We start from the raw sequence: 24,730 nt of genomic DNA on the forward strand, positions 1-24,730 counted from the left end.
CATACAGCCTAGTTGGTAAATTCTTCTAAAAATCAACTAGGTCTTTTCTGTTTTAAAAATTCAAAGTGGAAGGAATGGATGACGATGAAGAAAACATGGAGAAAAATAGCGGCATTTATTGAAACATACATTCTTCTAAAAAATCAGTCACTAATGATTAAGCTTTGCGTTTTCTCCAGTTTTCTGGTTATCTTTCCTGTGCTTTCCGTTGGCATTATTTCATACAAACGTTCATCCGTAGAGCTTGAAAATGAACTACGACAATCAAGCAGGCAGGTAATTGATCAAGTAGAGACTCATATTGAATACTATCTGCAGGATTTTGAGATTACCAGTCTAAAAATGATCAATTCTCCTGAACTATCAAGTCTATTGAAAATGAAGTCATCAGAAAGTAAGGAGCTTTTGATCGAACCGACACGAAACACTCTAAAAACAGCAGAGTATTCAAGAGCAGATATCTCAAACATCACCATCCTTCTCGATGACGGCCCAGTCATTGATACACTCGGTAAAAGAAATTTCTATCCAGCAATGAAAATGAGAGAGGAATATTGGTATCCCTCCGTACCGCTAAATGGGATGAGTATGCTTGTCACACGGAAGCTGAAATTAGAAAATAATGAACAGCCCGTTATATCACTAGTGCGGAGACTATATAACCCAAGAACCCTCCTGCCAGTAGGCATGCTTATTATCGATATCAATTTTAAAAGAATTGAAGAAATCTCTAACAAAGTAACAATTAGTAAAAATGGCTATTTTTTTATCTTAGATGCGAATGGACATTATGTCTATCATCCCGATTATTCGAAACTGGGGAAAAAGGTTGAATTCAAGCAGCTTTCCAACCTAAAAACAGAAGAGAGCAGCACGGAAATATTAGAGAATGAGCGGAAAGATTTTGTGACCTATACCTTTTCAAGGAACCTTGGCTGGAGGTTTTTAACAGCTGTTCCCTACGGAGATTTAACAGGTGGGATGATTCAAATTGAAAAAACCATATCCCTTACCATTATTGTTTCTTTAATCGCTGCCTATTTGATCGGTTTCGGATTTGCCACCAGCATCATTCGGCCTATCCGCCGTCTCCAGCATTTTATGAAGGAAGTGGAAATTGGAAATCTAAACGGAAGAGTAAGAGTGGATTCAAAGGATGAAATTGGACAATTGACTGCTGGGTTTAATAATACGGTAGAAAAACTTTCGAATCTCCTGGAAGAAGTATATGTCTCGAAGTTAAAAGAGGCGGAAATGTCACTTAAACAAAAAGAAGTAGAACTAAAAATGCTTCAGTCACAGATGAATCCCCATTTTTTATACAATTCACTTGAAACCATTAGGGGAATGGCTTTAGAAGAAGATCAAAAAAACATTGCAATTATGTCTTTCTCGTTAGGAAAACTACTACGGTATAATCTGAATAATTCATCCTCCACTGTTAGTCTTAGAGAAGAAATCAATTTTTGTGAAATGTACCTTCGGATTCAAAAGTTTCGTTTTGAAGAACGTTTTGAGTATAAGTTTGATATCCCTGATTGGGCCGTGGAACTTATGGTGGTAAAGTTTTCACTCCAGCCATTAGTGGAGAATTGCTTTGTTCATGGTTATGGTCCGGATACTAGAAAAATAGAAATTGTGATTTCTGCAATTCGTCAATCGGAGTCTACCTTCGTGATTCGCATTTTTGACTCAGGTAATGGAATAGACGAAGGCCTATTAGAAGAGATAAGGAATCGCATTCAACAAAGAAGGACTTCTATGGACGGAAAAAATATAGGAATCTTAAATGTTCACCAAAGAATTCATTATTTATTTGGGTCTGAGTATGGAATTACGATGAAAAGTGAGCAGGGTATTGGGACAGAAGTATTAATCCATTTACCTTTTCCAGATGATACGGAGGGGCGAGACAATGAAAAAGAGAACAATCCTGTTAGTTGATGATGAGAGATGGGTTCGAACTGCTCTTAAATGGACAATCAAGCAGTTGAATCTTCCCTTGCAGGTAGCAAATGAATGTGAGAACGGATTAGAAGCACTTGATTGGATCAAGCAAAATGAGGTAGACCTTGTCATTACGGATATTCGAATGCCAATAATGGACGGACTTTCGTTTGTAAAGGAAGTGAATTTTTTTAAAATGAAACCAGATGTCATCGTCATCAGCGTACATGACGATTTCCAATTTGTTCAAAAAGCACTTCGAAACGGGGTAACGGATTACCTGTTAAAACCTGTGGAGGAGCTCGATTTAAAAGTATGCCTAGAAAAATGGCTAGACCAACTAAATCTAGCAGAGTCAAAAATGAACGCACCCAATATAGTGGATGAGAATCTGCCTGCATCCACGATTGAAAGAGTTTTGCATTATATAGAAAAGACCCCATTAGACCAAATTACACTGAAAGATGCAGCAGAGAGCGTCCATATGAATCCTAGTTATCTCAGTCAATTATTCAAACAACAACTAAATAAAAAATTTGTTGATTTTATTACCGAGCTTAGAATTGAGGAAAGTAAACGTTTATTACAAAATACATCGTTAAGAATGTCCGAGATTGCCGAACGAGTAGGGTATTCCGACTTAGCTTATTTTAGTAATAACTTTAAAAGGATAATGGGTTGTTCTCCATCTGAGTTTCGGAAATCAGTCATCATTCCATAAAATGAAAGTATAAGAAGGATAAATAAATTTTGGAAACAAAGAAAAGACTCCTTAGCTGGAGCCTTTTTCCTATTCAATGCATCTTACCATGTCCCATTTATTAGATGAAAGACGCTCCCACACCGTCCCCCATGGCCCTTGACACAAAATTTTTAAGCAGCTTAATGGGCATATGTTCGTTATAAAACCGGACTTATGCCTTTTAATTTTGCCCTAATTCGTTTGTGGTTGTTAGCGGTTCTTGATATTGTATCTCCCAAGACAGGGACGAGTATTCGACTAGATGCTTTGTCAGTAGAAATCATGGCATGGCAAGATGAACAGCTTTTTAGAGAATAAGGTATTAATTTAGATACAGTATAGACAAAGTCATGTTTTCTTACTGGAGGAGGCGCTTGCAAAGTGAATAATGATGTTGACCTCCGGGAAATCTATTAACTTAAATACAAAAATAAAACCTAATAGCTTTGATAATTGTAGTAGGTTAAATTTTCCATGTATGTCAGCTACAAAGTATAAATTGTTGAAAAAATAAAATTTTTTAAAAAATTATAAAAATTAGTATTGCAATTTGAGAGAGTACTGGGATAAAATCATCTTAAGTCATCGGACGACCAACGTAGGTGGATAGACAAAATTTTGAAATAAGTGAGGGAATAGACAGATGAAATTAGAGCACAGGAGTTTATATATGCAGGCGAGGGATATGATATATGAGCTGATTAAAAAAGAATTTGAACCAATGCAGAAAATTCCATCCGAGCAAAAACTGTCGGAACAGCTTGGAGTGAGCAGAAATACGGTCAGGGAAGCCATTCGGACATTGGAGCAGGAAGGGATATTATTAAGCAGACATGGCGTAGGGAATTTTGTAATCGGTTCCAAAAAGGAGCTGAAAACAACCATCACGACGTTGGAAAGCTCAACCAATATTATCAAGGCACATGGATACATTCCAGGGACAAAAAATGTGGTGTCGAGTGTAATTGATATCTCCGAAGAGGTGAGAGGCCAGCTCTTGCTTGAAGACAATAAAAAGGCGTTTTATATCGAGCGTGTCCGGACCGCTGACGGAGAATCAGTTGTTTATGTGGAAGACTATATTCCTTATCAATCAGGCATGGAACTTGAATACAAAGAGACGTATCATGAATCCTTGCTAGAGTTTTTAGAGAAATTCGATCACAAGGTTTCCTTTTCGATTTGTACGCTAAAAGCCGTCATCAGCTGCGAAAAGGTAGAAAAGAAACTCGATTTAAATGAAAAAAGCGCTCTACTATTACTAAAACAAGTTCACTATTCTACTGCAGGTGTACCTGTCCTTTATTCGGACAGCTATTATTTGAGCGACAAATTCGAATTTAATGTGGTTCGAAAAAGAGGTTAGAGTCTTTAAAGGAGGTGAGGAAGAAACAGAAAAAGGTAAAGGGTGGTTTTTAAAGAGGGGAATAACTAAAACAGGGAGGAATGCAAGTTGACAAAAGAAAAATCAAAACGTCTTACTACGGTTGATATTGTCTTAATGGCCATTTTAGCGATTGTGAATGGGGTAGCCATGACCTATTTGGCGATGTTGAACCAAATGTTAACGGCTATAGGCGGCCCGATATTAACTTCTATTACTCTAGGACTCTTCACTATTTCTGGCGTATTGGCTGCATATATCATTCGGAAACCGGGTGCGGCATTTTTTACTTTAACACTTGCAGGGGTTGTACAAATCCTATCTGGAAACCCGAACGGCCTCATTTCCATTACAGCTGCAATAACGGATGGCTTAGGAGCTGAATTGGGGTACTTATTATTCCGGTATAAGCGTTGGGATTGGTTGAGTACTGCCTTATCAGGGTTGTTTGCTGTACCGGTCTGGTTCGTCATCGCATCCTTTTGGTTCGGATACTACAAATGGGGTTGGGTCGTTTTAATTATTGCTTTCGGAGTACGCTGTGTGAGCGGTATTGTTTTATCGGGCTGGCTTAGCAAGGCCATTGGCGATTTGCTAGAAAAGACAGATATTTTAAAAGGCTTTAAGATTGCTAAAGACCGCAAAGCAGGAAGGGTGAATACGATTGACCCCAATTATCGAGCTTAAAAATCTCACCTACACCTATGAAGATGAGACGGAGCCAGTCTTAAAAAATCTTTCTCTTCAAATCCATGAAGGTGAGTTTGTGTTAATTGTTGGACCTAGCGGATCAGGAAAAAGCACCATCTGTCAAACCTTTAATGGGATTATCCCCAATGTGCTGGATGGCGAAATTGAGGGAGAGATCATCGTTGACGGCAAAGAGGTGTTGAATCTTGAACTGAAAGATTTATCCACCAGCATGGGATTGGTGTTCCAGGACCCTGACGCGCAGCTATGCAATATTTATGTCGAAGACGAGGTCGCCTTTGCACCGGAAAATTTAAAGGTCGAACCGCAAGAAATCCATCATCGCATCAAAGATGCACTGGAAAAAGTGGGGATGCAGGGATATGAAACAAGAAAGGTGTTTGAGCTGTCAGGAGGTCAGAAACAAAAAGTAGGAATTGCTTCCGTTCTCTCCATGAAGCCAAAAATTCTGGTACTGGATAATGCAACCGCCAATCTTGACCCTCAAGCCACAAAGGATATTTTTGATTTATTACAGCTGCTTCACAAGGAATACGGCCATACCATTATAGTGGTCGAAAATAAAATTGACGATCTGATGCATTTAGCTGACCGCGTTATTGTTGTTGATGACGGGCAGATTGTCTCACAAGGCACTCCTCGAGAAATTCTTGAACATTCGATTGACATTCTAATCAAGATGGGATTATGGGTCCCTGAAATCTCAGAATTAGCGGTCAAACTTCAACAACAAGGCTTTTCTTTTGAAAAGTTTCCTATCACCGTAGATGAGGCAACAAAAGAGTTGCAAGGAAAGTGGAGAGATGCATTTTTGCCGTCAAGCCGTCCTTTCCGCTCAAAACCCAACTCAGATGATTGCATTACTGTTGATAATTTAAATTATCGCTATCCGAATGGCACCTATGCCTTGAAAAATGCCAGTTTCTCCATCAAAAAAGGGGACTTTGTCGCCATTCTTGGCACGAACGGCTCCGGAAAAACGACATTGGTCAAGCATTTGATGGGCATTATTAAACCTCCTAAAAAAACAATTTTCGTAAATGGTGAAGACATTCACTATAAAAAGCTGCTTGATATGACAGAGCATATCGGCTATGTGTTTCAAAATCCTGAGCATCAATTTGTGGCGGATAATGTATTTGAAGAAGCCATTTACAGCCTTAGAGTCCAGCAGGGCATCGGAAAAGATGAGGACCTGCCGCAGGAGATTATCCAGCAAGGGATTGAATCGCTTGAAAGCATTAAATTGCTTGAAGCGAAAGATAAGCATCCATTTGTGCTGAGCGGCGGGGAAAAGCGCAGGTTAAGTGTGATTGCCTCGTTAATTCTCGGTCAAGACATTGTCATTCTCGATGAGCCGACAACCGGACAAGACTATGCCAGTGCCACAAAGCTTCTTGAATTGTGCAACCGCTTACAAGAACAAGGGAAAACGGTCATTATGATTACCCACGATATTCGTCTTGTGTGCAAATGGGCGAACACCGCCCTGGTTATGCATAATGGGGAAAAAATCTATAACGGTGATATTGGCGACCTGTTTTTACAGGAAGACATCTTAAAGAAAGCGTCACTGATCGAACCGCCGATTTCACAGCTGGCGAAACGATTGGCGAGCAGGAAGCTGGAGCATGGCGTCATCACGATCGATCAATTTATGCAGACCAGAGAGGGGGTTAAACAAGCCCTATGAGCATGGCCTTTCAATATCAAGAAAAAAAATCATTCATGCATGACGTGGATCCGCTCACAAAAATTGTTTGGATGATGTGTATCTCAATACTCGTTTTCATCTATGAAACAGCCTTTCCACAGATTGAATTGTTTGTGATTACCTTGATGACGGCTTTCCTTTTGGCTCGGCTCAGTCCGAAATTTGTGTTCCGCGGTATTTGGATTATGCTGCTGTTCAGCATTGGATTTTTTATCCTTCAAGTATTATTTGTTCCAGGGCATACACAACTTTTTATGGTTGGGCCGCTCCATATCTACAAGGAGTCTGTTGACTTCGCGACAGCTATTACTTTCAGAATATTGACTATTTTCACATCATCTCTCGTATTCGTAGCAACAAGCGATCCAAGGGATATTGTCATCTCATTGACGAAACAGCTGAAAATTCCGTACAGATATGCCTATTCCATCTTTGTCGCGCTTCGATTTGTCCCGACACTTGAAAGTGAAGCGCGCATCATAGAAGCCGCTCAAACCATTCGCGGTGTCGGGAAACAAAAAGGGCTGAAAAATAAAGCGGAAAACTTAAAGCGTTTCAGTCTGCCGCTCTTAATGGGGGCGTTAAGAAGGGTTAGGGTTACAGCCAATACAATGGAAGCAAAAGGGTATGGCGCCTATTCCGACAGAACCTATATTAGGACGATTAAGATCAGTAAAAAAGGAGTTGCCTTTGTCCTAATCTGGGTGGTGTTAACCGTTTATTTAGTAGCGTCGAAGTGGATGTAAGGAAAAGGGAGGGGGGATTTGGATGAATGAAATGAAGTTTGAAGTCGCTTTTATGCCAAAGGAAATTAATGCTGGGCAGACGCAGGTATGTGTGCTTGTAGATGTATTGCGGGCTACTTCAGCGATTGTCACCATGTTTGAAAAAGGCTGTGCCGAAATCATCTTAACAGACGATGAAATCAAAACGCTTGCCGAACGGCACGATTACCTTCATGATGGGACGCTTGTATGTGCTGAGGAACATGACGGTAAGATTTCTCCGTCTGCACAGTTCAGCCCGTCCTTGAGCTCCATCCGCTCCATCGGAATTGAGGGGAAGCGCGTGGTAATGCGGACGACAAACGGCACTCTTGCTGGCTTAACACTTTGGAAATCCGGGATAAAAGAAATTTTAATCGGTTCCCTGCATAACGCAAAAGCGGTTATGGAAAAAGCAGTCAGCAAAGCAAAAGAGCTGAAGGGCAGTGTCACCATTGTTTGTGCGGGTAGGGAAAATGGACAAATTGCCGCACTCGATGACGTCTATTGCGCAGGTGTCCTGCTGCAGTATGGAGAGGAAGCAGCAAGGGCGCAAAATTTGGTGCCATCGCTGAAAGACTCGGCAAAAATCAGCCGTCATTTACTTTCGGTTTATCCGGACACGAATATGGCTTTCGAAGATTCCGGAAGTGGAGAAACAATGAGAAGAATTAATTGCAGAGAAGATATCCGGCTTAGCACCGAAGAAAATATATCAAGGTGCGTGCCTGAAGTTTATTTTTCAAAAGAAGATGGAATTAAAGTGAAAAATTCGAATGGAGTGATCGTACAATGACAGAATGGAAATCGAATGCATCAAAACCGGTAATGGATGAAGGGCTTCAATATCATATTCGCTGCAAGGAAGGCGATATTGCCAAATTTGTGTTGCTCCCAGGCGATCCGGAGCGTGTCGATTTGATTGGCGAAGAGTGGGATGAGAGTAGGAAAGTGGCGAATTATCGTGAGCATCGGACATTTTCTGGAAAAATCGGCGGAGTAGAAATTTCTGCTTGTTCGACCGGTGCAGGGGGAGGCTCTACAGCCAGTGCCTTCGAAGAACTCGCTGAGCTAGGCGGTGAAACATTCATCCGAGTCGGCACTACTGCCGCGGTTCAAGACTATATCCAGCCGGGAGAACTAATCATTTCTTCAGGTGCTGTGCGTCATGATGGAACAAGCCCGTTTTATGTGGATGAGCGTTATCCGGCAAGTGCCCATTACGAAGTGACCGTGGCGCTTGTAGAGGCAGCCGAACAGCTGAATTATACTTACCACGTCGGGGTATCCTGTTCATCTGCTTCTTGGTACTGCGGACAAGGCCGGAAAGGATTTAGAGGATACGATCAAACCTTCTTTGCTAATAAAGTAGAGGATTTACGAAAAGCGAATGTATTGAATTTCGAAATGGAAGCAGCGACGATCTTTACCTTGGGCGGCCTTTATGGACTTCGCACGGGTTCTGTATGTACAGTGGTTGCCAACAGAATTACAGATGAGTTCACTTACGGCGGGATTGAAAAAAGCGTACGAGTAGCGAATTTAGCTTCGCAGATTCTGGCGGAATGGGACGAAGTGAAGAAGGCTCAGGGGAAAAAATATTGGTTCCCGTCTCTTACGAAAGCAGGAAAAATTACGGCTAAATAATCAGAGGAGTGATTTTTATGTTAGTTGGCATCAAGCATGGCATGTACATTAACGGGGAATGGATAAGTGCTGCCAGGGGGGAAGTAATTGACGTATTCAACCCGGCGAATCGTGAAAAAATTGCAGAAGTTCCCAATGGTTCGGGGGAAGAAACGGAGCTCGCCGTCCAAGCGGCAAAGGCTGCTTTTGAGCCATGGGCGAACCTGACGGCAAGAGAACGTTCCGGTTATTTGTACAAAGCCTATCACAAAATGATGGAACGTAAAGAAGAGCTGGCAAGAATATTGACAATGGAACAAGGAAAGCCGCTTCAGGAAGCCCGCGGTGAAATAGAATTTGCGGCCAGTTTCCTGCTATGGTATGCCGAAGAGGCAAATCGCGTATACGGCGAGATGATTCCGGCATCCAAAAAAGGCAAGCGTTTATGGGTGGTGCCAAAACCGATCGGTGTCGTGGCGGCCATCACTCCATGGAACTTTCCTTCTGCAATGGTTACACGGAAGGTGGCGCCAGCGATTGCCGCGGGATGCACCGTTGTCCTGAAGCCGGCGGAGCAGACACCGCTAAGTGCGATTGAGATTGTAAGAATATTCGAAGAAGTAGGTTTGCCAAAAGGCGTTATTAACCTAGTGACCGGAGATCCAATCCAAATCGGCAATGTGTTGATGGAAAGCTCCGATGTCCGTTCGATTACGTTTACGGGTTCGACGGAAGTCGGAAAGCTTTTAATGAAAGGAAGCGCGCAAAACGTCAAAAAATTATCGTTGGAATTAGGCGGCCATGCCCCGCTGCTCGTATTGGATGATGCGGATCTCGATCTTGCCGCAGAACAGGCTGTCGCAAGCAAATATCGGAATTGCGGCCAGACGTGTATTTGTACAAACCGGATTTTCGTCCACGAGCATGTGCAGGAAGAATTTACACAAAAGCTGCAGGAAAGAGTGCGGCAGTTACAGTTGGGCAATGGATTGGATGAAGGCGTAACGATTGGGCCGCTTATTGATAAAGGCGGATTGGAGAAAGTGAAAGGGCAGGTAGAGGATGCTGTTTCTAAAGGCGCTGTTGTAACAGCGGGCGGAAAGGAATGGCATGGCCCGGGAGGCTACTACTATGAACCTACTATTCTTACAAATGTGTCAAATGAGATGAAAATCATGAGCGAGGAAACATTTGGACCTGTTGTACCGGTTGTGCCGTTTACAAGCATTGATGAGGCGATCCAAGCAGCCAATGATACAGATTACGGGCTGGCGGCCTTCCTGTTTACCAATGACCTGTCTAAGGCCATTAACGTGATGGAAAAGCTGGAGTATGGCATCATCGGCATCAATGATGTGTTCCCTGGAACCGCGGAAGCTCCGTTCGGCGGCATGAAAGAGTCTGGCCTCGGACGCGAAGGCGGACATGAGGGCATCCAAGAATTCATCGAGATGAAATACGTTTCCGTTGCCATTAAAGAATTATAAGAGGTGGATACGATGAATCTGCCGAAAATTGTGCATGTAAAGCAGCGATTTCCGCAAAACAAAATACTAAATCTTGAACTTCATGTAAAGGAAGAGCTCAAACGGAATCTGCCTCCCATTCCTAAAGGAAGTTCAATCGCGATAACGGTGGGAAGCAGAGGGATCAGCAACCGGGTTTTAATCGTAAAAACCGTCGTTGATTATCTAAAAGAAGTCGGATGTTCCCCTTTCATCATTGGAGCAATGGGAAGTCATGGAGGAGGAACAGCGGAGGGGCAGCTCGATGTGTTAACTAGTCTAGGCTTTACGGAAGAAACGATCGGCTGCCCCATCGTTACTTCCGATGAAGTGATTGAAATTGGCAAAACGAAAAAGGGCTTTACGATGTATTGCGATCGATATGCCTGGGAAGCAGACGGGATTATCGTCATGAATCGCATTAAACTGCATACGGCGTTTCGCGGTCCGAATGAAAGCGGCCTGTTAAAAATGATTACCGTTGGCTTAGGCAAGGCGAAGGGCGCCAACCAGCTTCATCGCCAAGGCCCTGCCAACATGTCTGAAACCATTCGTGAAGTGGGAGGAGCTTTTCTTCAAACAGGAAAAGTGCTTGCTGGCATTGGGATTGTCGAAAACAGCTTTGATGAAACGGCCAATTTGGAAGTCATTCGGCCTGATGAAATCATTGTGCAAGAGCAAAAGCTTTTAGAACTGGCAAAGTCCTATTTTCCTAGAATTCCTATTGAGGAACTGGATCTCCTCATTATTAAAACAATGGGGAAAAACTACAGCGGAACGGGTATGGATACGAACGTAATCGGCCGCAACAAAATATTCGGTGTACCAGAACCCGAGAAACCTGCCTATAAACGAGTTGTGGTGCTTGACCTCGATAATGCTTCTCACGGAAATGCGACGGGTATTGGTCTTGCGGATCTAACAACCGAAAGACTGTATCAAAAAGTGGATAAGCAAAAAACATACTTAAACTGTTTGACGAGCACTTACGTACAAAGAGGGATGATACCTCTTGTACTGCCTAACGATAAGGAAGCCATTGGAGCAGCAGTCCAAAGTCTTGGAATCTACAATCCTATGTCTTTAAGACTAGCGGTGATTGAAAATACGCTGGAGCTTGAACATTTGTATATATCGGAAAACCTTGTGGGCGAGATCAAGGGGAAGGCGGACATTCAGTCAACCCCATTTGAGATACAGTTTACGGAAGCCGGTACACTAAATCTCTCCATATCGGTTCATTGAGAGGAGAAAGTATATGAAAAAAACACATACATCTTATGGTGATGCAGGCTTCAGTCAATTCCTCCGCATGGCCTTTCAGCGTCATCTTGGCCATGAAGAAGCGGATTTTGAAAAGCCGGTCATCGGCATATGTAATACGTATAGCGAAGTGAACCGCTGCCACAGCCACCTACAACCAATGGTAGAGGCGATTAAACAGGGGGTTCTGATGGCGGGAGGAACCCCGCTTGAGTTTCCGACCATTTCCCTCGGAGAGATGTTTACAAGTCCTACGACCATGCTTTACCGTAATTTGGCGGCGATGGATACGGAGGAAATGATTACGGCCCAGCCGATTGACGGGGTCGTGCTAATCGGAGGCTGCGATAAAGTGCTTCCTGCCCAGCTGATGGGAGCAGCAAGCGCGAACAAACCGGCCATTGCTTTCACAGGCGGGCCGATGAGTAATGGCAAATATAAAGGACAAACGCTTGGCGCGTGTTCAGATTGCCGTTTTTACTGGCAGGAGTATAATGCTGGAACAGTGAGTGAGGAAGAAATTAAAAACATTAATGCCCAATTGGCGCCGACGGCAGGACATTGCATGGTAATGGGCTCTGCTAGCACGATTGCCGCATGTGCAGAGGCAATGGGCATGATGCTCCCAGGTGCCTGCGCAGCACCGGCAACCGTAAATGAACGGATGCGTCTGGCAAGGGAAACGGGAAAAGCCATTGTGCAAATGGTGGAAAACAATATTCGTCCTTCAGACATCATGACAAAGGGAGCTATTGAAAATGCGGTGCGAACGTTGATGGCTGTAGGGGGATCGACGAATGCCGTCATCCATCTGATCGCCATCGCCAGAAGGCTGGGCATCCAGCTTACGTTAGAAGACTTTGAGAGGCTAAGCCGAACCACCCCGTTTATTGCCAATATAAGACCGGCAGGCCGTTATCAAATGGAGGACTTATATCATGCAGGCGGCATCCCTGCTGTTCTAAAAGAACTGTCCCCACTTCTGAGCCTTGATGAGCTGACCGTTACGGGCAAATCACTTGGCGAAAACTTGAGCAATGTTCAAGTGGATGAAGTGTATCGGGATATTATCAGGCCTTTCCAAGATCCGCTTCATCCAGAAGGAGGCATCGCCGTACTGAGGGGCAACCTGGCTCCGAATGGCGCGATCATGAAACCGAAAGCAGCCATTGATAAAAACTTGCTGAAACACCGCGGGAAAGCGGTTGTGTTCACTTCCATTGCGGATATGGAAAAGCGGGTGAACGATCCGAATCTTGAGGTCGATCAGGACAGTGTGCTTGTTTTGCAAAATGCGGGTCCAGTCGGTGCGCCGGGTATGCCGGAGGCCGGGATGATCCCGATTCCGAATAAGCTTCTGAAGCAAGGGGTCCGAGACATGGTGCGCCTTTCGGATTGCCGCATGAGCGGCACCGCCTTTGGGACAGTCGTCCTTCATGCTTCTCCGGAAGCAGCAGTCGGCGGGGCCATCGGCTTGATTAAAGACGGCGATTGGATTGAGCTGGACGTTGAAAACCGAACACTTGAGCTGCTGATTTCAGAAAAGGAGCTCGAACGCAGAAGAAACGAGTGGAATCCGCCTCAGTTTTCCGATTACAAGCGAGGCTATGGCTGGTTATTCCGTCAGCATGTGTTGCAGGCGGATGAAGGCTGTGACTTTGACTTTTTACGACCTGCACCTGAAACCGATAAGCTGGACGTTCCTTTTTCATTTGAGTTAGAAGGTGAGAAGGTATGAGGGAGATATTCTTAGCCCTGATTGCGGGCATCATTGTGGGGGCTGTCTTTAAGGTCGTACGGCTCCCGCTTCCTGCACCGCCTGTATTCGCGGGGATTGTCGGCATTGTTGGGGTTTGGCTGGGCGGCACAGCGGTCTCCGCATTGATGGAAAAAATATTCGGATAAGGAGGAAACGCATTGAAAATCGGCTTGATTGGCGGCACGGGATTGTATGATCTGTTTCACACACTTACCGAGCAATGCATCGAAACGGATTACGGGCAGGTTACCCTGCTTAAAGGAGAGTTTGAGGATAAAGAGGTTTATTTTTTGCCAAGGCATGGAACGGAGCATGGGGTACTGGCGCCTTTTGTGAATTATAAAGCGAATATGATGGCCCTCAAAAAAGCCGGGATTGAGCAAGTCATCGCCGTTTCAGCTGTAGGTTCCATTAATCCGGACATTCCCATTGGCGGGTTATCCATGCCGGATCAAATTGTCGATTTCTCGCGAAGGAGGGACAATACATACGGCCAATTTTCAGCCGATATGACCTATCCGTTTTGCCCGGATCTTCAGAAGGCAGTGAGTACGGCAGCTACGGAGAATAGTCAGACATTATATGAAAATACGACTCTCATCTGTGTGGATGGACCAATCTATGAAACCAGCAGTGAGCTGCAGCTTTTTTCTTCATGGGGAATGGATGTAGTTGGCATGACGAACTCAACGGAAGCGGCCCTGGCAAGAGAGCTTGGAATCTGTTATTCGGCCGTCACGCTCTCAACCGATCTCGCTACGGGATTTGCGCCGATTCCTCCTGACCTGGGGACGCATAAAAGAGTGGCAGCAATAAACAAAGATAAAGTCAAAGCGCTCATGGTAAAAACTCTTGCCTTACTTTCAGAACAGAAGAGCTGTCAGTGTGCCAAGTCTTATAACGAATATATGATATTAATAAATAACTAATTAGATGGGGTGTAATGATGAAAATAGGAATTATTGGTGGAACAGGATTCTATCAGCTTTTTGATCAAATGGTAGAAAAAACGGTTCATACGGAATATGGTGACGTCACGGTTTTCCGTGCCGTATCAGAAGGTAAGGAAGTTTATTTTCTTCCAAGGCATGGAAAGCATCATGATGCTCTTGCTCCGTTTGTAAATTATCGTGCTAATATTCTTGCATTAAAGGAGTTAGAAGTTACAAGAATCTTGTCTGTTTCTGCGGTTGGGGCGATTAATCCTGAAATTGAAGTCGGAAGCCTATCTTTGCTCGACCAATTTGTGGATTTGACAACCCGAGTGAAATCATATGGAAAATATTCCGTTGACATTACGGAACCGTTTTGTCCGGAATTACAAGAGGTTTTTGTTCAGGCGGCGAAAGAGATCAATGAACCGCTTAGAGAGAAGACCACATTAGTCTGTGTGGAAGGTCCACGTTATGAAACAAAAGCGGAAATACAATTGTTTGCAAAATGGGGAATGGATGTTGTCGGGATGACAAACGCGACGGAAGCATCGCTTGCAAGAGAGCTTGGGATGTGCTATTCCGTGGTCACGATGGCTACCAACATGGCTCCGGGTATAACCGACCACAAACCTTCTTTAAAAGCACATAAGGAAGTGGGAGAACGCAAACGCGAAACGGTGAGCACCCTTATGCTCGAAGCTATTAAGCTTGCAGGTGAAAGGAAAAACTGCTCTTGCCAGGAAGCCTACGAACGGGCTGTATTGTCAAGGACATGATCGCAAAGAAAACGCTTATTAAAAATCCCTTGATTGTTTCCAACATGTCTTCTGTTGGGAACAAGAAGGGGACTGTTATGGTAGAAGGGCAGAAAATCACGCATGTGTTTTACGATCAAGAGAATCTTGTTAACGATCTTGAACAATATGCAGATGAAATCATCGACGCTGAGAACATGGTATTAATTCCAGGAATGGTAAATGCTCATTACCATTCCTATACGAATTTACTAAAGGGTACGACCAACAATCTCCCGCTGGAAATATGGGCGCTATATACCATGGCATATGGTTATTCGCTTGAAGACGAGGATATTTATTATTCTGTGCTCCTAGGCTGTATCGAGATGATGAAATCAGGTGTGACAAGCTGCGTAGACCACTTTCCTCATATTGCGGCATCCGAGGCAGCGCTTAAAGCCTATGACGAAGCTGGCATGCGGGTAGCCTTTGCCCCGATGCTGCAGGATGTGCCTGACGAACAATTTTTTCAAGTCTCTTTTCCGCCATCTATTCAGAAACAAAATTCGCAAAAACCTCGCGCTTCAATCGAAGAAATGAAATCCTTTTTTAAAACGCTCATATCAACATGGCATCAAAAAGACGGAAGACTCACTGTCCAACTAGGCCCGAATGCTCCGCAGCGTTGTTCAGAAAACATCCTTCATTTATGCAAAGAACTTAGTGAAAAAGAAAATTTGCGGATTCATACGCATCTGCTGGAAACAAAAGCACAATTTGAGCAAAGCCGGAAGCTGTATCAAGAAGGCATCGTCCGTTACCTCGACCGTCTAGGTTTTTGGAATGAAAAAGTATCGGCAGCCCATGCCGTCTGGTTGGATGACGAAGAAATCCAGCTATTAGCCGATCGAAACGTATCCATTATTCATAACCCAGCGAGCAATTTGCTGCTCGGAAGCGGCATCGCACCCATTCCAGCCTTTTTGAAAAAAGGGGCAAATGTGGCAATTGGAACAGACGGCTCTAATTGCGGAACCGTTCACAATTTATTTGATGCCATGCGTCTGACTGCGATGATTCATCGTCCGCGGGAAAGCGATTATTCCAATTGGCTGACGGATGCGACGATATTTAACATGGCAAGCACATCAGGCGGGAAGGTATTGGGACTGGAAGGAGACTTGGGTAGGATTGAATCAGGCCAAAAAGCAGACCTGGTGTTATTGGGAACGAAAAATTCATTTTGGACCCCATTGAACAGCCCAATATCCCAACTGATTCACCAGGAAAATGGCTCGTCTGTCGATTCCGTTCTCATCAATGGAGAGTGGACAGTGCGGAACGGGAAAACAGTGAATATTGATGAAGAAAAAATCCTTCATGAAGTGAAAAGAAGACAAGAGAGTTTGCTAGAAAAATGGCAGGAACCATTAAAACGGGCTGAACAACTTAGACCGCACTTTGAAAAAATCCTATTAGAATATCATTGATCATAGGGGGAATTGAGTGTGAAAGAAGAACTTTTGAAAAAAGAATTGGTCCATATTTCTCATAAAGTATACAGTCGGGGACTGACACAAGCGACAGGCGGAAATATCAGTGTACGAGTTCCAGAACGTGATGCCATTCTTATAAAAAGATCAGGAATCAGCCTTGGTGAAGTCACAAAAGAGGACGCTCTCCTTTTATCGATGGATGGAGAGGTTTTAGAGGGATATGGGACGCCTTCGAAAGAGTACCGATTCCATTTAGGAATTTACCGGACACGCCCTGATGTCCAGGCGGTAGTTCATTGTCATCCAAACTATGCAATCGGATTTGCTTGCTTAGGAATAGAGCTCCCGCTGCCCACTGTAACGGCTCAAAAGATTCTTGGCCATGTACCCGTTGCGGAAGCGGCGCCCTCCGGTTCAGAAGAGTTAGCTTATTTTGTTACCGAAGTTTTTGAAAAGTACCCAGGTATTAAAGCAGCATTAATGAAAGATCATGGAATATGTACGGTTGGTCCTTCCCTTGAAGCAGCTTATAACATTGCCACCCTTGTGGAGGATACAGCCAATCAGGCTTTTATCAAAATGCAAATTCAAGCATCACTACCACAGCTTAGTAAAAAGGAGGTAATGAAATGAGCAAGCTTGAGCAATTCGTTCGGAATCTAAAAGACCAGCAGCTTTTACTTTCCATTTGGTTTGAAAATGGGGCACTAAAACTGATCAATCAGTTAAAGCTGCCCCATAAAGAGGAAATTCTCACAATCCAGAAAGTGGAGGATCTGGCTGAGGCGATAAGAAATATGACCATAAGAGGGTCAGGGGCAATCGGGATTGCAGGAGCGTGGGGGATGTATTTGGCCGCTCTTCATTCTGGCGGAACGCGGGAAGAAATGATTCGTGCGGCTAGATTGCTCAAAAGCACCCGCCCGACCGCAGTCAATTTGATGAAAACGATTGATGAAATTATGGATTGTGTAAATGGTTTTGAAATGACGCCGATTGACAGAATCGAAGCAAAGGTAATAGAGATTTTAGAACGACAGTTGCAATTCGAGCATTTACTAGGAAGCCATGGAGCCAATTTAATAAATGATGGCGATACGGTACTCACCCATTGCCATTCCGGGGCATTGGCTGGATCTGGTTATGGCGGACGAGCGCTGTCAGTCATTCGCAAGGCTTATGAACAAGGGAAAAACATTCAAGTCATTGCTTGTGAAACAAGACCATATTTACAAGGAGCGAGGATCACCGCTTATGAGCTTCAGAAGTTCGGAATCCCTGTCACGTTAATCACAGATAACATGTCGGGCTATTGTATGAGCGTAGGCAGGGTGCAAAAGGTGGTCGTAGGTTCCGACAGGGTTGCCGCAAACGGAGATTTGGCCAATAAAATCGGAACATATATGCACGCCCTAGCAGCCAAGGAACATGATATTCCCTTTTATACAGCCACCTCTAGTCATACGATAGACTTTTCTATTCAAAGCGGCGCCGATATTGAAGTGGAATTTCGCGGTGCAGAGGAAGTGACTTCCCTAAATGGACAGCGCCTTGCTCCAAAGGGTGTGGAAGCAATTTATCCGTCTTTTGATATTACGCCAAACAGTTATCTTTCGGGAATCATCACCGAAAAAGGTGTCATTACTCATCCCTTTTCCCAAAATCTACAACAGTTAAACAGCAAGGTTGTTCAGTAAGAACGAAAAAGATCAAAGTAATCCATTTTGGAGATGAGGAAAATGGAACAGCAACTAAGGGAAAAACCGTGTTGAATGGAAAATTAGAAAGTGTTCGCTTTTCCTCTGTTAAAGCGCAAATCTTAGAAACTATTATTCTAAGTGAGGAGCCCGTTACGATTCGCCAGGTTTCAAAGGTTCTATGGGGCTACGACTCAGAAAATATGTCAGAATCCTATGTCCCAAGAATGATTAAGGTTATACGAACAGATCTAAAAACCGCAAAGGGGATTGATGGCAAAGAGCTTTTTAGATGATTACAGAGAGGTGGAGCAGTAGGTAAATAGATGATTACAGTATTTCATCTGATCATGTGATACCATAACGCTTTCATTAATACTTTCAAAGATTAAGATAAACAAATTATTACTAGTCACTTTTCCAACCCTTTGAAAGAATCTAACCAATATTTGAAAAGGAAAGCATTACACTAGGTAGCATACCACTTGGATGATTTATTTTCATTGTATGTTAGACCAAATAAACGGATGGTAACTAGAGAAATTTTTGAAAATAAGGAAAATAAATAGAAAGAAAAATGGTCTCAACTTGAGATCGTTCCATGGGAAGGCTAATGTTTTGATTAATAGAAAAAACGTCAAATACTGGCGTTGATTTAAACCGTATTCCGTCAATTTTCTAACTTCTGTTGTCATTGTCTGATAAGTTTTTAACAGCTTTTGCAGTTGCGTCAACAGCATTCATTGCGGCATTTTCAGTGGCTTCTAACCCTCTGTGAATAGAATGAAATGCTGCTCCTGCGGTATCTTTGATATTTTCTGAAACACTTTGGTTATTATCCCTTTGATTAACCATTCCTTTTCACCTCCTAATCGACTTTATGTTATGTAAAAAATAATAAGTTATTCTGGCAAATATGTAATTCGATTTTTATCCCAAATATTTAAGGCTTAGAATCGAATATTTTTAATCGTTTCAAGCAGAAAGGGTAGCAAAGAGAATGGAGGTTATTGATGAGGTTACTGAAGGATCGTTAAATCTTGAAGAAGATGAAATTTCTGATTGCATGTGGAAAAAAGTATACGACCTTGTAACGAATAAAAATAAAGACTTAAGAGAACCAAGTGTATTAAAGCAAATAATTGACAACTTAATAAAAGAGAATTCACACCCAATAAACATGTATAATAACACAACTTACTAAATAGTTCTTAATGAACGGGTGCTTTTCTAAAAATCGTAAAGGGTTAGACATTAATCAAATAAATTACAAAGAAAACGACCTTCACAAAAAAAGCCTAAAAATCGTTCCAAATTGCAAAAAACGCCTTCAAAAATCATTTTTGAAGGCGTTTTTTGACGTTTTCGCACCAAAAATGCCCTCAAAAATGAAAAATGGAAGTTCGCTTTAAACCGTCTATCTCGATATCGTAGAAGTATCAAGAAGTGGTCCTACATAAAGAGAAGGCTAAGGTTTATTGAAATACATATGACCATTTCTTTCATTTTTTTCTATATCAAGTATGAAGGAATTTTATTAGGAGAAGGGCAGTGGTTGAAGATGGCAAAATACAGAATGGTGCGGACTGATTTTTGGAAGAATCCGGTTGTTTCTGACGAGATGTCTCCGGAGGACAAATACTTTTACCTGTATCTACTTACCAATCCACATACGACTCAAATTGGAATCTATAAGATTACCAAAAAACAAATGGCTTTTGACTTGGGGTATTCAATTGAAAGTGTTCATTCGTTAATGGAACGATTCATCGAGCTTCACAAAGTGATTCGATACAATCCGGAGACGAGAGAGCTGGCGATTAAAAACTGGGGGAAATACAATCTGCATAAAGGCGGGAAACCGGTCATGGATTGTATCTATTCCGAATTAAAAGATGTCGAGGACCTCTCGCTTATTCTTTATGTTTCTAATTCCATTGTTAAACAGGACATTTACAGCTTGTTTGAATCCTTTTGTAGACACGGAGAAATGTTAAATAAGAATGATTTGAGTGAAGAAGATGTAAAAGATACATATGTCAATACTGATTGCGAAGAGTTAGTTGATCCAGTCGTGCAACGTTCTACGATACGGGGACAAAAAGAAAAAGGATTTAATAATTTTAATGTAAATATAAAACAACAACAAGAACCTTTTCTTCCAAATATAGAGGATAATCCAGAAATCGAGAATCCATCACAGAAGTATCAAAAGGATGTGAAAGAAATTGTTGAGTATTGGGACAACAATGGTTTTGGTTTTTCGAACGTGAATGCCAAACAACAATTACTATCTTGGTTAGATGATTCTATATTTTTACAACCAAAAGAGGTGATATTAAAAGCTATGAATATTGCTAGTGCCAATAACAAGCGGAAGCTGAGTTATGTAGTTGGAATTCTGAAAAACTGGGTAAATGACTCCCTTCAGACCGTAGAAGAAATTGATTCTTTTTATGAGAGTGAAAATTGTGCATCAAAGCATAGGAGACCAACCGAATCGATTTCTGCCGGAAGAGCGATTCCTGGAGGATTTAAACTCGATCTTACGGCAGGTGAAGATTGGTGAGTATAGCGGAAAAAGCTTTCTTAGGCAGCTTGATAAAGGCGGATTACTTACTGAAGGATACCGTTATTCAACCTGAACAGCTAGAGAGTATCCAGCATAAAGAATTAATGCGGAGAATGCTGGAGTTGAACCGATCCGGCAGGAATGTTGATTTGATTACATTAACAACCTTACCTGATCTAGAGTCATTGGGTGGAATTTCCTACCTATCGGAGCTGCAATCGTATGCGGATCCAGAAAAATTTGAAGGAATGGAGAAGCTCATTCTCGGCCTTTGGAAGGAACGAGAAAAGAGAAACATCTTAACCGTTGCAGCTATGAATGATTGGGAGATTGCGAAAGTCATTGTCGAATTGGATAAAATTAACCAAATGAAAATGGAGGATCACACGTCCTTACAGCAAGCGATGTCCTTTATCTATGAGGCACCCTGGGAAGATCAAAATACGTTGAAAAATGCACCAACGGGTATTAGACAGCTCGACGAAGTAACTGGAGGATTTCAGGATGGAGAAGTAACGATATTAGCAGCAAGACCCTCAATGGGAAAAACCGACGTCATGCTTCATTTTGCGAAAATGTCGGGTTGGGCCGGGTTTTTGCCACTCGTATTTTCCCTAGAAATGCCTGAAAAGCTCATAACGACACGATTAATTGCTTCGACCGGAGGCTTTAACCGTGCCAAAATGCGGGATCCGAAACGAATGCTGACTCCAAGACAAAAAGATAAATGGTCGGGTGTGATTAATGAGCTTACTGAAACCAATATCCAGATTTTTGATGGGGCCGGTCAAACGATTGCCGAAATGAGAGCGAAAACACGAAAATTAATGCATCAATTTCCTGATAAGAAGCCGATCCTATTTATCGATTACTTAACGTTGATTCATTCCAGCCAACATTTTGGAGGGAATTCCCATTTACAAGTAACGGAAATTTCCAAATCTCTTAAAAGGATGGCGAAGGATTTTAATTGCCCTGTTATTTGTTTAGCGCAGTTAAATCGATCGGTAGAATCAAGAGCCATCAAACGGCCGATGATGTCTGATATTCGGGAATCAGGCAGCGTCGAACAAGATGCCGATGTCATTTTGTTTTTGTACCGTGAAAAGTATTATGACAAGGAGTCTCAGGATTATTCCCTTGAAATTATCGTTTCGAAAAACAGAAATGGTCCAGTTGGAACCATCGCGGTAAATTATAACGAACATACTGGAAAGATTGAGGACCAAAAGGGACAGATTATCACTGTTGAATCATCTCTTTAAGAACAAGCTTATGAACAATAATAAAATCCCATATTGAGGTGCTATTTATGAACGTAAAAGAACTTTACCTTAATTGTATACATTGTGAACATTCCTCGTTGGCTCATTATATTCACCATTTATTAGAAGAGAAGAAAATTTCATTAGAGGACAACATTTCCAAAATAGACTTAAAACAAGCAAATCATCAGAAGGTAGCAGAAATGATTAAAACGAATCTATTAGGTTTTCGCAGCAGGAATGGTATTTACTCTTTGAAGATGAAGCAGAATGAATTTGCCTTTATCTATGCAGCCAGCAAACAAGAGGCCATCCAGTTCTATACTGACACCTTTCACCAAACACCATTGAACTGTCACGAATACTCACTAGATTTCCAGCTTTCTAGAGGAAATGATGTGATTTCGTTTCGAGATATGAAGAAAGAATTCGATCGTTTTCCAGCTATTGCAGGGTATTCTCATAGGGTGTGATGTTATGGCCAAATATATTTTGTTCTTTTCCACAAGGTCACTTATGTAAAAAGTAATTCCTACCTTGTCCTATCAGATCATTTTTATCTATATAAAGGGTGTAAGGTGAAAGGATGGTTAGCTAGATTTGGAAAATACAGATTAGCTAATCATCCTGGCGGGATGAACAAAAATATATGTTGGGAGATGAAGGACTGAAGGAATCACAAGTGAAAGAAATTTCGGTAGAGAACATCAATTCGTGGATTCTTAGCATTGGTTTAAAGGAAGCTTTTTTATTGTATCAGCTTCATAAATTGATAGAAAACAAAGGTCAGTTAATTAAAAGTGAGAAATGGGTAACTATCACCTATGATGAGTTACATGAGCATTTGAGTATTTGGTCAAAGAGTTCGATCAAAAGACTGGTTCATCTACTCGAGGAAAAAGGATACATCGTGTCTGCCAATTGGAATGAATCAAAATTAGATAAGTCGAGGTGGTACACCTTAAACTATCAGAAACTAAAAAGGCTTGATCCTTATACATATCGGAAGTTGATGGCTAAAAGTGGACATACTGAAACAAATTCAGCTGTTGATACAACCCAAATATATTAATTTAAATAAAACATCAAGGTGTGTAATAAATGCAGCGTGATTGAATCATGCTGCATTTTTTTGTAACTTCGATCATCATTCCACATGATAAATGGGCAGTTCGTCAATTTGAGAGGATAGGAGGAGATTTGGATGCGAAAAAAGATAGTTGGTGTTACTCTACTCACAGCGGCTATCATTCTTGGGTTTCCACAAATTCAGAATGAAGAACACAACCAAAATCTCATCATTAAATCGGATGCAGAAAGTTCTACAGTTCAGGAACCCATTACTTTAGTAAAAACCATAGATGGCGATACGATCAAAGTGAAAATTAAGGGAAAAACCGAAACAGTTCGCTATCTTTTAGTTGATACACCCGAATCAAAAAAGGAAGGAATGTGTGTCCAGCCTTTTGCGAAGGAGGCTTTTAAAAGGAATAACCAGTTGGTCAAGAGCGGTAAATTAACGTTGGAGTTTGAACAAGGGAACATAAGAGATACTTACGGAAGAGTGCTTGCTTATGTTTATGTCGATGGACAATCGGTTCAAGAGCTATTACTGAATGAAGGATTTGCAAGGGTTGCTTATATCATGAATCCAGATTATAAATATTTAGCAGTATTTAGGGAGGCTGAACAATTGGCGAAAAGAAGCAGATTAAATATCTGGAGCCATTCGGATTATGTAACTAAATGGGGGTTTAATGGGTGTGTTCAAAAATAAAAAAAATAAAGAAATAGAATTAACACTCAATCAAATTAATTCAGATCTGTGGCGAACATCTAATCGGACGTACGACCAGTTTAACAAAATAAGTAAAAAAAAAGCGATACTTCACCAAGTAACGCTTTTTTCATAGTCTATTTAGAAGTGATAACATAATCTTCATAAGCAAGTTCTAGTTGTTGGTGTGCTTCTATTTTTATTTTAATCGGATGATGGTCAGCGATAATATCTGACATAAACCATTGTCTGCCTTTAGAGACTGCAATGATAAGCCCATGTTCGTCCCCGATTGTACTGAAGGTTTCAGTAGGTGGTCTCCAAGTAGATAAACCAAAGGAAGAATGCAATGCCTCTACGGCACCTAAAACATTGTCAACTGGAAGCCCGATTTCACTAATGTTCAAGATATCCTTAAAAGAAAAGGGGCCTTGTTTCTTATTCGATAAATTATGACGGGCTATAAACTCCAATATATTCCCAGCCGGATCTTCAAAATATAGTGAATGAGCGTTCCAGCTCTCAAAATGAATAATTTGTTTCTCCTCATATTTAATTAGATCCACTTTTGAATTAAGCCAATTGACCGCTTTATCTAATTTATTATTTGGGATATTAAATGCAAAATGATATTGAGGATTATCTTCACTTAATTGGAATGTCAATACAGTCTCACCGGCAGCCACAGAAAAGGTTTCTTTTGTCTGAATTAATATAGGCAGCTCTAACACTTCGTTGTAGAACTCTTTCATCCCGTCAATATTTGAAGTTTTTAATTCTAAGTGAGTGATTTTCATATCGATTTCCTCTTCCTTGATTAAAGATTATTTATATTT

26 protein-coding genes are annotated in these 24,730 nt (G+C 41.9%); 24 read left to right on the forward strand and 2 right to left on the reverse strand.

All coding sequences use genetic code 11. The features are described 5' to 3' along the window. Positions 1 to 84: 84 nt before the first annotated feature. The 18 genes from V7161_RS10765 (at position 85) to V7161_RS10850 (ending at position 18,576) form a co-directional block, all read left to right on the forward strand. Entirely contained in the window at positions 85 to 1,944 is a 1,860-nt protein-coding gene (locus V7161_RS10765; RefSeq protein WP_335445014.1) for a sensor histidine kinase, read from the forward strand. Then, positions 1,916 to 2,668 (forward strand): response regulator transcription factor, encoded by a 753-nt coding sequence (locus tag V7161_RS10770; protein ID WP_335445015.1) that lies wholly within the window; start codon positions 1,916 to 1,918, stop codon positions 2,666 to 2,668. The genes V7161_RS10765 and V7161_RS10770 overlap by 29 nt, the downstream gene beginning before the upstream one ends. Positions 2,669 to 3,359: 691 nt before the next feature. Further along, positions 3,360 to 4,055 (forward strand): GntR family transcriptional regulator, encoded by a 696-nt coding sequence (locus V7161_RS10775; protein WP_335445016.1) that lies wholly within the window; start codon positions 3,360 to 3,362, stop codon positions 4,053 to 4,055. An 87-nt stretch (positions 4,056 to 4,142) separates the two neighbouring features. After that, the gene (locus tag V7161_RS10780; protein ID WP_335445018.1) at positions 4,143 to 4,760 is read left to right on the forward strand and encodes an ECF transporter S component; all 618 of its coding nucleotides are present in this window, start codon (positions 4,143 to 4,145) and stop codon (positions 4,758 to 4,760) included. Further along, a complete protein-coding gene (locus V7161_RS10785; RefSeq protein ID WP_335445019.1) occupies positions 4,738 to 6,477 on the forward strand; it encodes an ABC transporter ATP-binding protein in 1,740 nt (579 codons plus the stop codon). The genes V7161_RS10780 and V7161_RS10785 overlap by 23 nt, the downstream gene beginning before the upstream one ends. Then, complete coding sequence (locus V7161_RS10790; RefSeq protein ID WP_335445020.1) at positions 6,474 to 7,244, forward strand: energy-coupling factor transporter transmembrane component T family protein; 771 nt, start codon at positions 6,474 to 6,476, stop codon at positions 7,242 to 7,244. The genes V7161_RS10785 and V7161_RS10790 overlap by 4 nt, the downstream gene beginning before the upstream one ends. A 22-nt stretch (positions 7,245 to 7,266) precedes the next feature. Continuing rightward, positions 7,267 to 8,058 (forward strand): 2-phosphosulfolactate phosphatase, encoded by a 792-nt coding sequence (locus V7161_RS10795; RefSeq protein ID WP_335445022.1) that lies wholly within the window; start codon positions 7,267 to 7,269, stop codon positions 8,056 to 8,058. After that, positions 8,055 to 8,909 carry a nucleoside phosphorylase gene (locus V7161_RS10800; protein WP_335445023.1) on the forward strand — a complete coding sequence of 285 codons (855 nt, stop codon included), beginning with the start codon at positions 8,055 to 8,057 and terminating at the stop codon, positions 8,907 to 8,909. Before V7161_RS10795 ends, V7161_RS10800 begins: the two co-directional genes overlap by 4 nt. A gap of 17 nt (positions 8,910 to 8,926) precedes the next feature. Continuing rightward, positions 8,927 to 10,375, forward strand: a complete 1,449-nt coding sequence (locus V7161_RS10805; protein WP_335445024.1) for an NAD-dependent succinate-semialdehyde dehydrogenase — start codon at positions 8,927 to 8,929, stop codon at positions 10,373 to 10,375. Between the two features lie 12 nt (positions 10,376 to 10,387). Beyond that, complete coding sequence (locus tag V7161_RS10810) at positions 10,388 to 11,638, forward strand: lactate racemase domain-containing protein (protein ID WP_335445026.1); 1,251 nt, start codon at positions 10,388 to 10,390, stop codon at positions 11,636 to 11,638. A gap of 13 nt (positions 11,639 to 11,651) precedes the next feature. After that, positions 11,652 to 13,394 (forward strand): IlvD/Edd family dehydratase, encoded by a 1,743-nt coding sequence (locus V7161_RS10815; protein ID WP_335445027.1) that lies wholly within the window; start codon positions 11,652 to 11,654, stop codon positions 13,392 to 13,394. Then, positions 13,391 to 13,561: a XapX domain-containing protein gene (locus V7161_RS10820; RefSeq protein WP_335445029.1), complete on the forward strand. Its 171-nt coding sequence runs from the start codon at positions 13,391 to 13,393 to the stop codon at positions 13,559 to 13,561. Before V7161_RS10815 ends, V7161_RS10820 begins: the two co-directional genes overlap by 4 nt. A gap of 12 nt (positions 13,562 to 13,573) precedes the next feature. Next, positions 13,574 to 14,344, forward strand: a complete 771-nt coding sequence (locus V7161_RS10825; RefSeq protein WP_335445031.1) for an MTAP family purine nucleoside phosphorylase — start codon at positions 13,574 to 13,576, stop codon at positions 14,342 to 14,344. A 17-nt stretch (positions 14,345 to 14,361) separates the two neighbouring features. Next, complete coding sequence (locus V7161_RS10830) at positions 14,362 to 15,126, forward strand: MTAP family purine nucleoside phosphorylase (protein WP_335445033.1); 765 nt, start codon at positions 14,362 to 14,364, stop codon at positions 15,124 to 15,126. Next, positions 15,084 to 16,577: an amidohydrolase family protein gene (locus tag V7161_RS10835; RefSeq protein WP_335445035.1), complete on the forward strand. Its 1,494-nt coding sequence runs from the start codon at positions 15,084 to 15,086 to the stop codon at positions 16,575 to 16,577. The genes V7161_RS10830 and V7161_RS10835 overlap by 43 nt, the downstream gene beginning before the upstream one ends. An 18-nt stretch (positions 16,578 to 16,595) precedes the next feature. Next, on the forward strand, positions 16,596 to 17,216 hold the full coding sequence (locus V7161_RS10840) for a class II aldolase/adducin family protein (protein WP_335445037.1): 621 nt from the start codon (positions 16,596 to 16,598) through the stop codon (positions 17,214 to 17,216). After that, on the forward strand, positions 17,213 to 18,280 hold the full coding sequence (gene mtnA, locus V7161_RS10845; protein WP_335445038.1) for an S-methyl-5-thioribose-1-phosphate isomerase: 1,068 nt from the start codon (positions 17,213 to 17,215) through the stop codon (positions 18,278 to 18,280). Before V7161_RS10840 ends, mtnA begins: the two co-directional genes overlap by 4 nt. A gap of 71 nt (positions 18,281 to 18,351) precedes the next feature. Continuing rightward, entirely contained in the window at positions 18,352 to 18,576 is a 225-nt protein-coding gene (locus V7161_RS10850; RefSeq protein WP_335445039.1) for a hypothetical protein, read from the forward strand. 382 nt (positions 18,577 to 18,958) lie between these two features. Here the strand turns inward: V7161_RS10850 and V7161_RS10855 are convergent, their stop codons facing one another. Further along, positions 18,959 to 19,135 (reverse strand): hypothetical protein, encoded by a 177-nt coding sequence (locus tag V7161_RS10855; protein ID WP_335445041.1) that lies wholly within the window; start codon positions 19,133 to 19,135, stop codon positions 18,959 to 18,961. A gap of 145 nt (positions 19,136 to 19,280) precedes the next feature. On the opposite strand from V7161_RS10855, the gene V7161_RS10860 reads away from it, so the two are divergent. From V7161_RS10860 to V7161_RS10885, 6 genes are all read left to right on the forward strand, one after another. Further along, a complete protein-coding gene (locus V7161_RS10860) occupies positions 19,281 to 19,484 on the forward strand; it encodes a hypothetical protein (RefSeq protein ID WP_335445042.1) in 204 nt (67 codons plus the stop codon). Positions 19,485 to 19,841: 357 nt separating this feature from the next. Continuing rightward, positions 19,842 to 20,849, forward strand: a complete 1,008-nt coding sequence (locus V7161_RS10865; RefSeq protein WP_335445059.1) for a DnaD domain protein — start codon at positions 19,842 to 19,844, stop codon at positions 20,847 to 20,849. Further along, positions 20,846 to 22,117, forward strand: coding sequence for a DnaB-like helicase C-terminal domain-containing protein (locus V7161_RS10870; RefSeq protein ID WP_335445044.1), 1,272 nt, complete (start codon positions 20,846 to 20,848; stop codon positions 22,115 to 22,117). Before V7161_RS10865 ends, V7161_RS10870 begins: the two co-directional genes overlap by 4 nt. Positions 22,118 to 22,164: 47 nt before the next feature. Beyond that, complete coding sequence (locus V7161_RS10875) at positions 22,165 to 22,590, forward strand: hypothetical protein (protein WP_335445046.1); 426 nt, start codon at positions 22,165 to 22,167, stop codon at positions 22,588 to 22,590. Positions 22,591 to 22,766: 176 nt separating this feature from the next. Continuing rightward, positions 22,767 to 23,189, forward strand: a complete 423-nt coding sequence (locus V7161_RS10880; RefSeq protein ID WP_335445048.1) for a hypothetical protein — start codon at positions 22,767 to 22,769, stop codon at positions 23,187 to 23,189. A 132-nt stretch (positions 23,190 to 23,321) separates the two neighbouring features. Further along, the gene (locus V7161_RS10885; RefSeq protein WP_335445050.1) at positions 23,322 to 23,894 is read left to right on the forward strand and encodes a thermonuclease family protein; all 573 of its coding nucleotides are present in this window, start codon (positions 23,322 to 23,324) and stop codon (positions 23,892 to 23,894) included. 137 nt (positions 23,895 to 24,031) lie between these two features. Here V7161_RS10885 and V7161_RS10890 read toward each other — a convergent pair whose 3' ends face one another. Further along, positions 24,032 to 24,691, reverse strand: coding sequence for a VOC family protein (locus V7161_RS10890; RefSeq protein WP_335445051.1), 660 nt, complete (start codon positions 24,689 to 24,691; stop codon positions 24,032 to 24,034). Positions 24,692 to 24,730 lie beyond the last annotated feature (39 nt).

The organism is Neobacillus drentensis (assembly GCF_036965425.1).
GTDB classification, from domain to species: domain Bacteria; phylum Bacillota; class Bacilli; order Bacillales; family Cytobacillaceae; genus Neobacillus; species Neobacillus drentensis_F.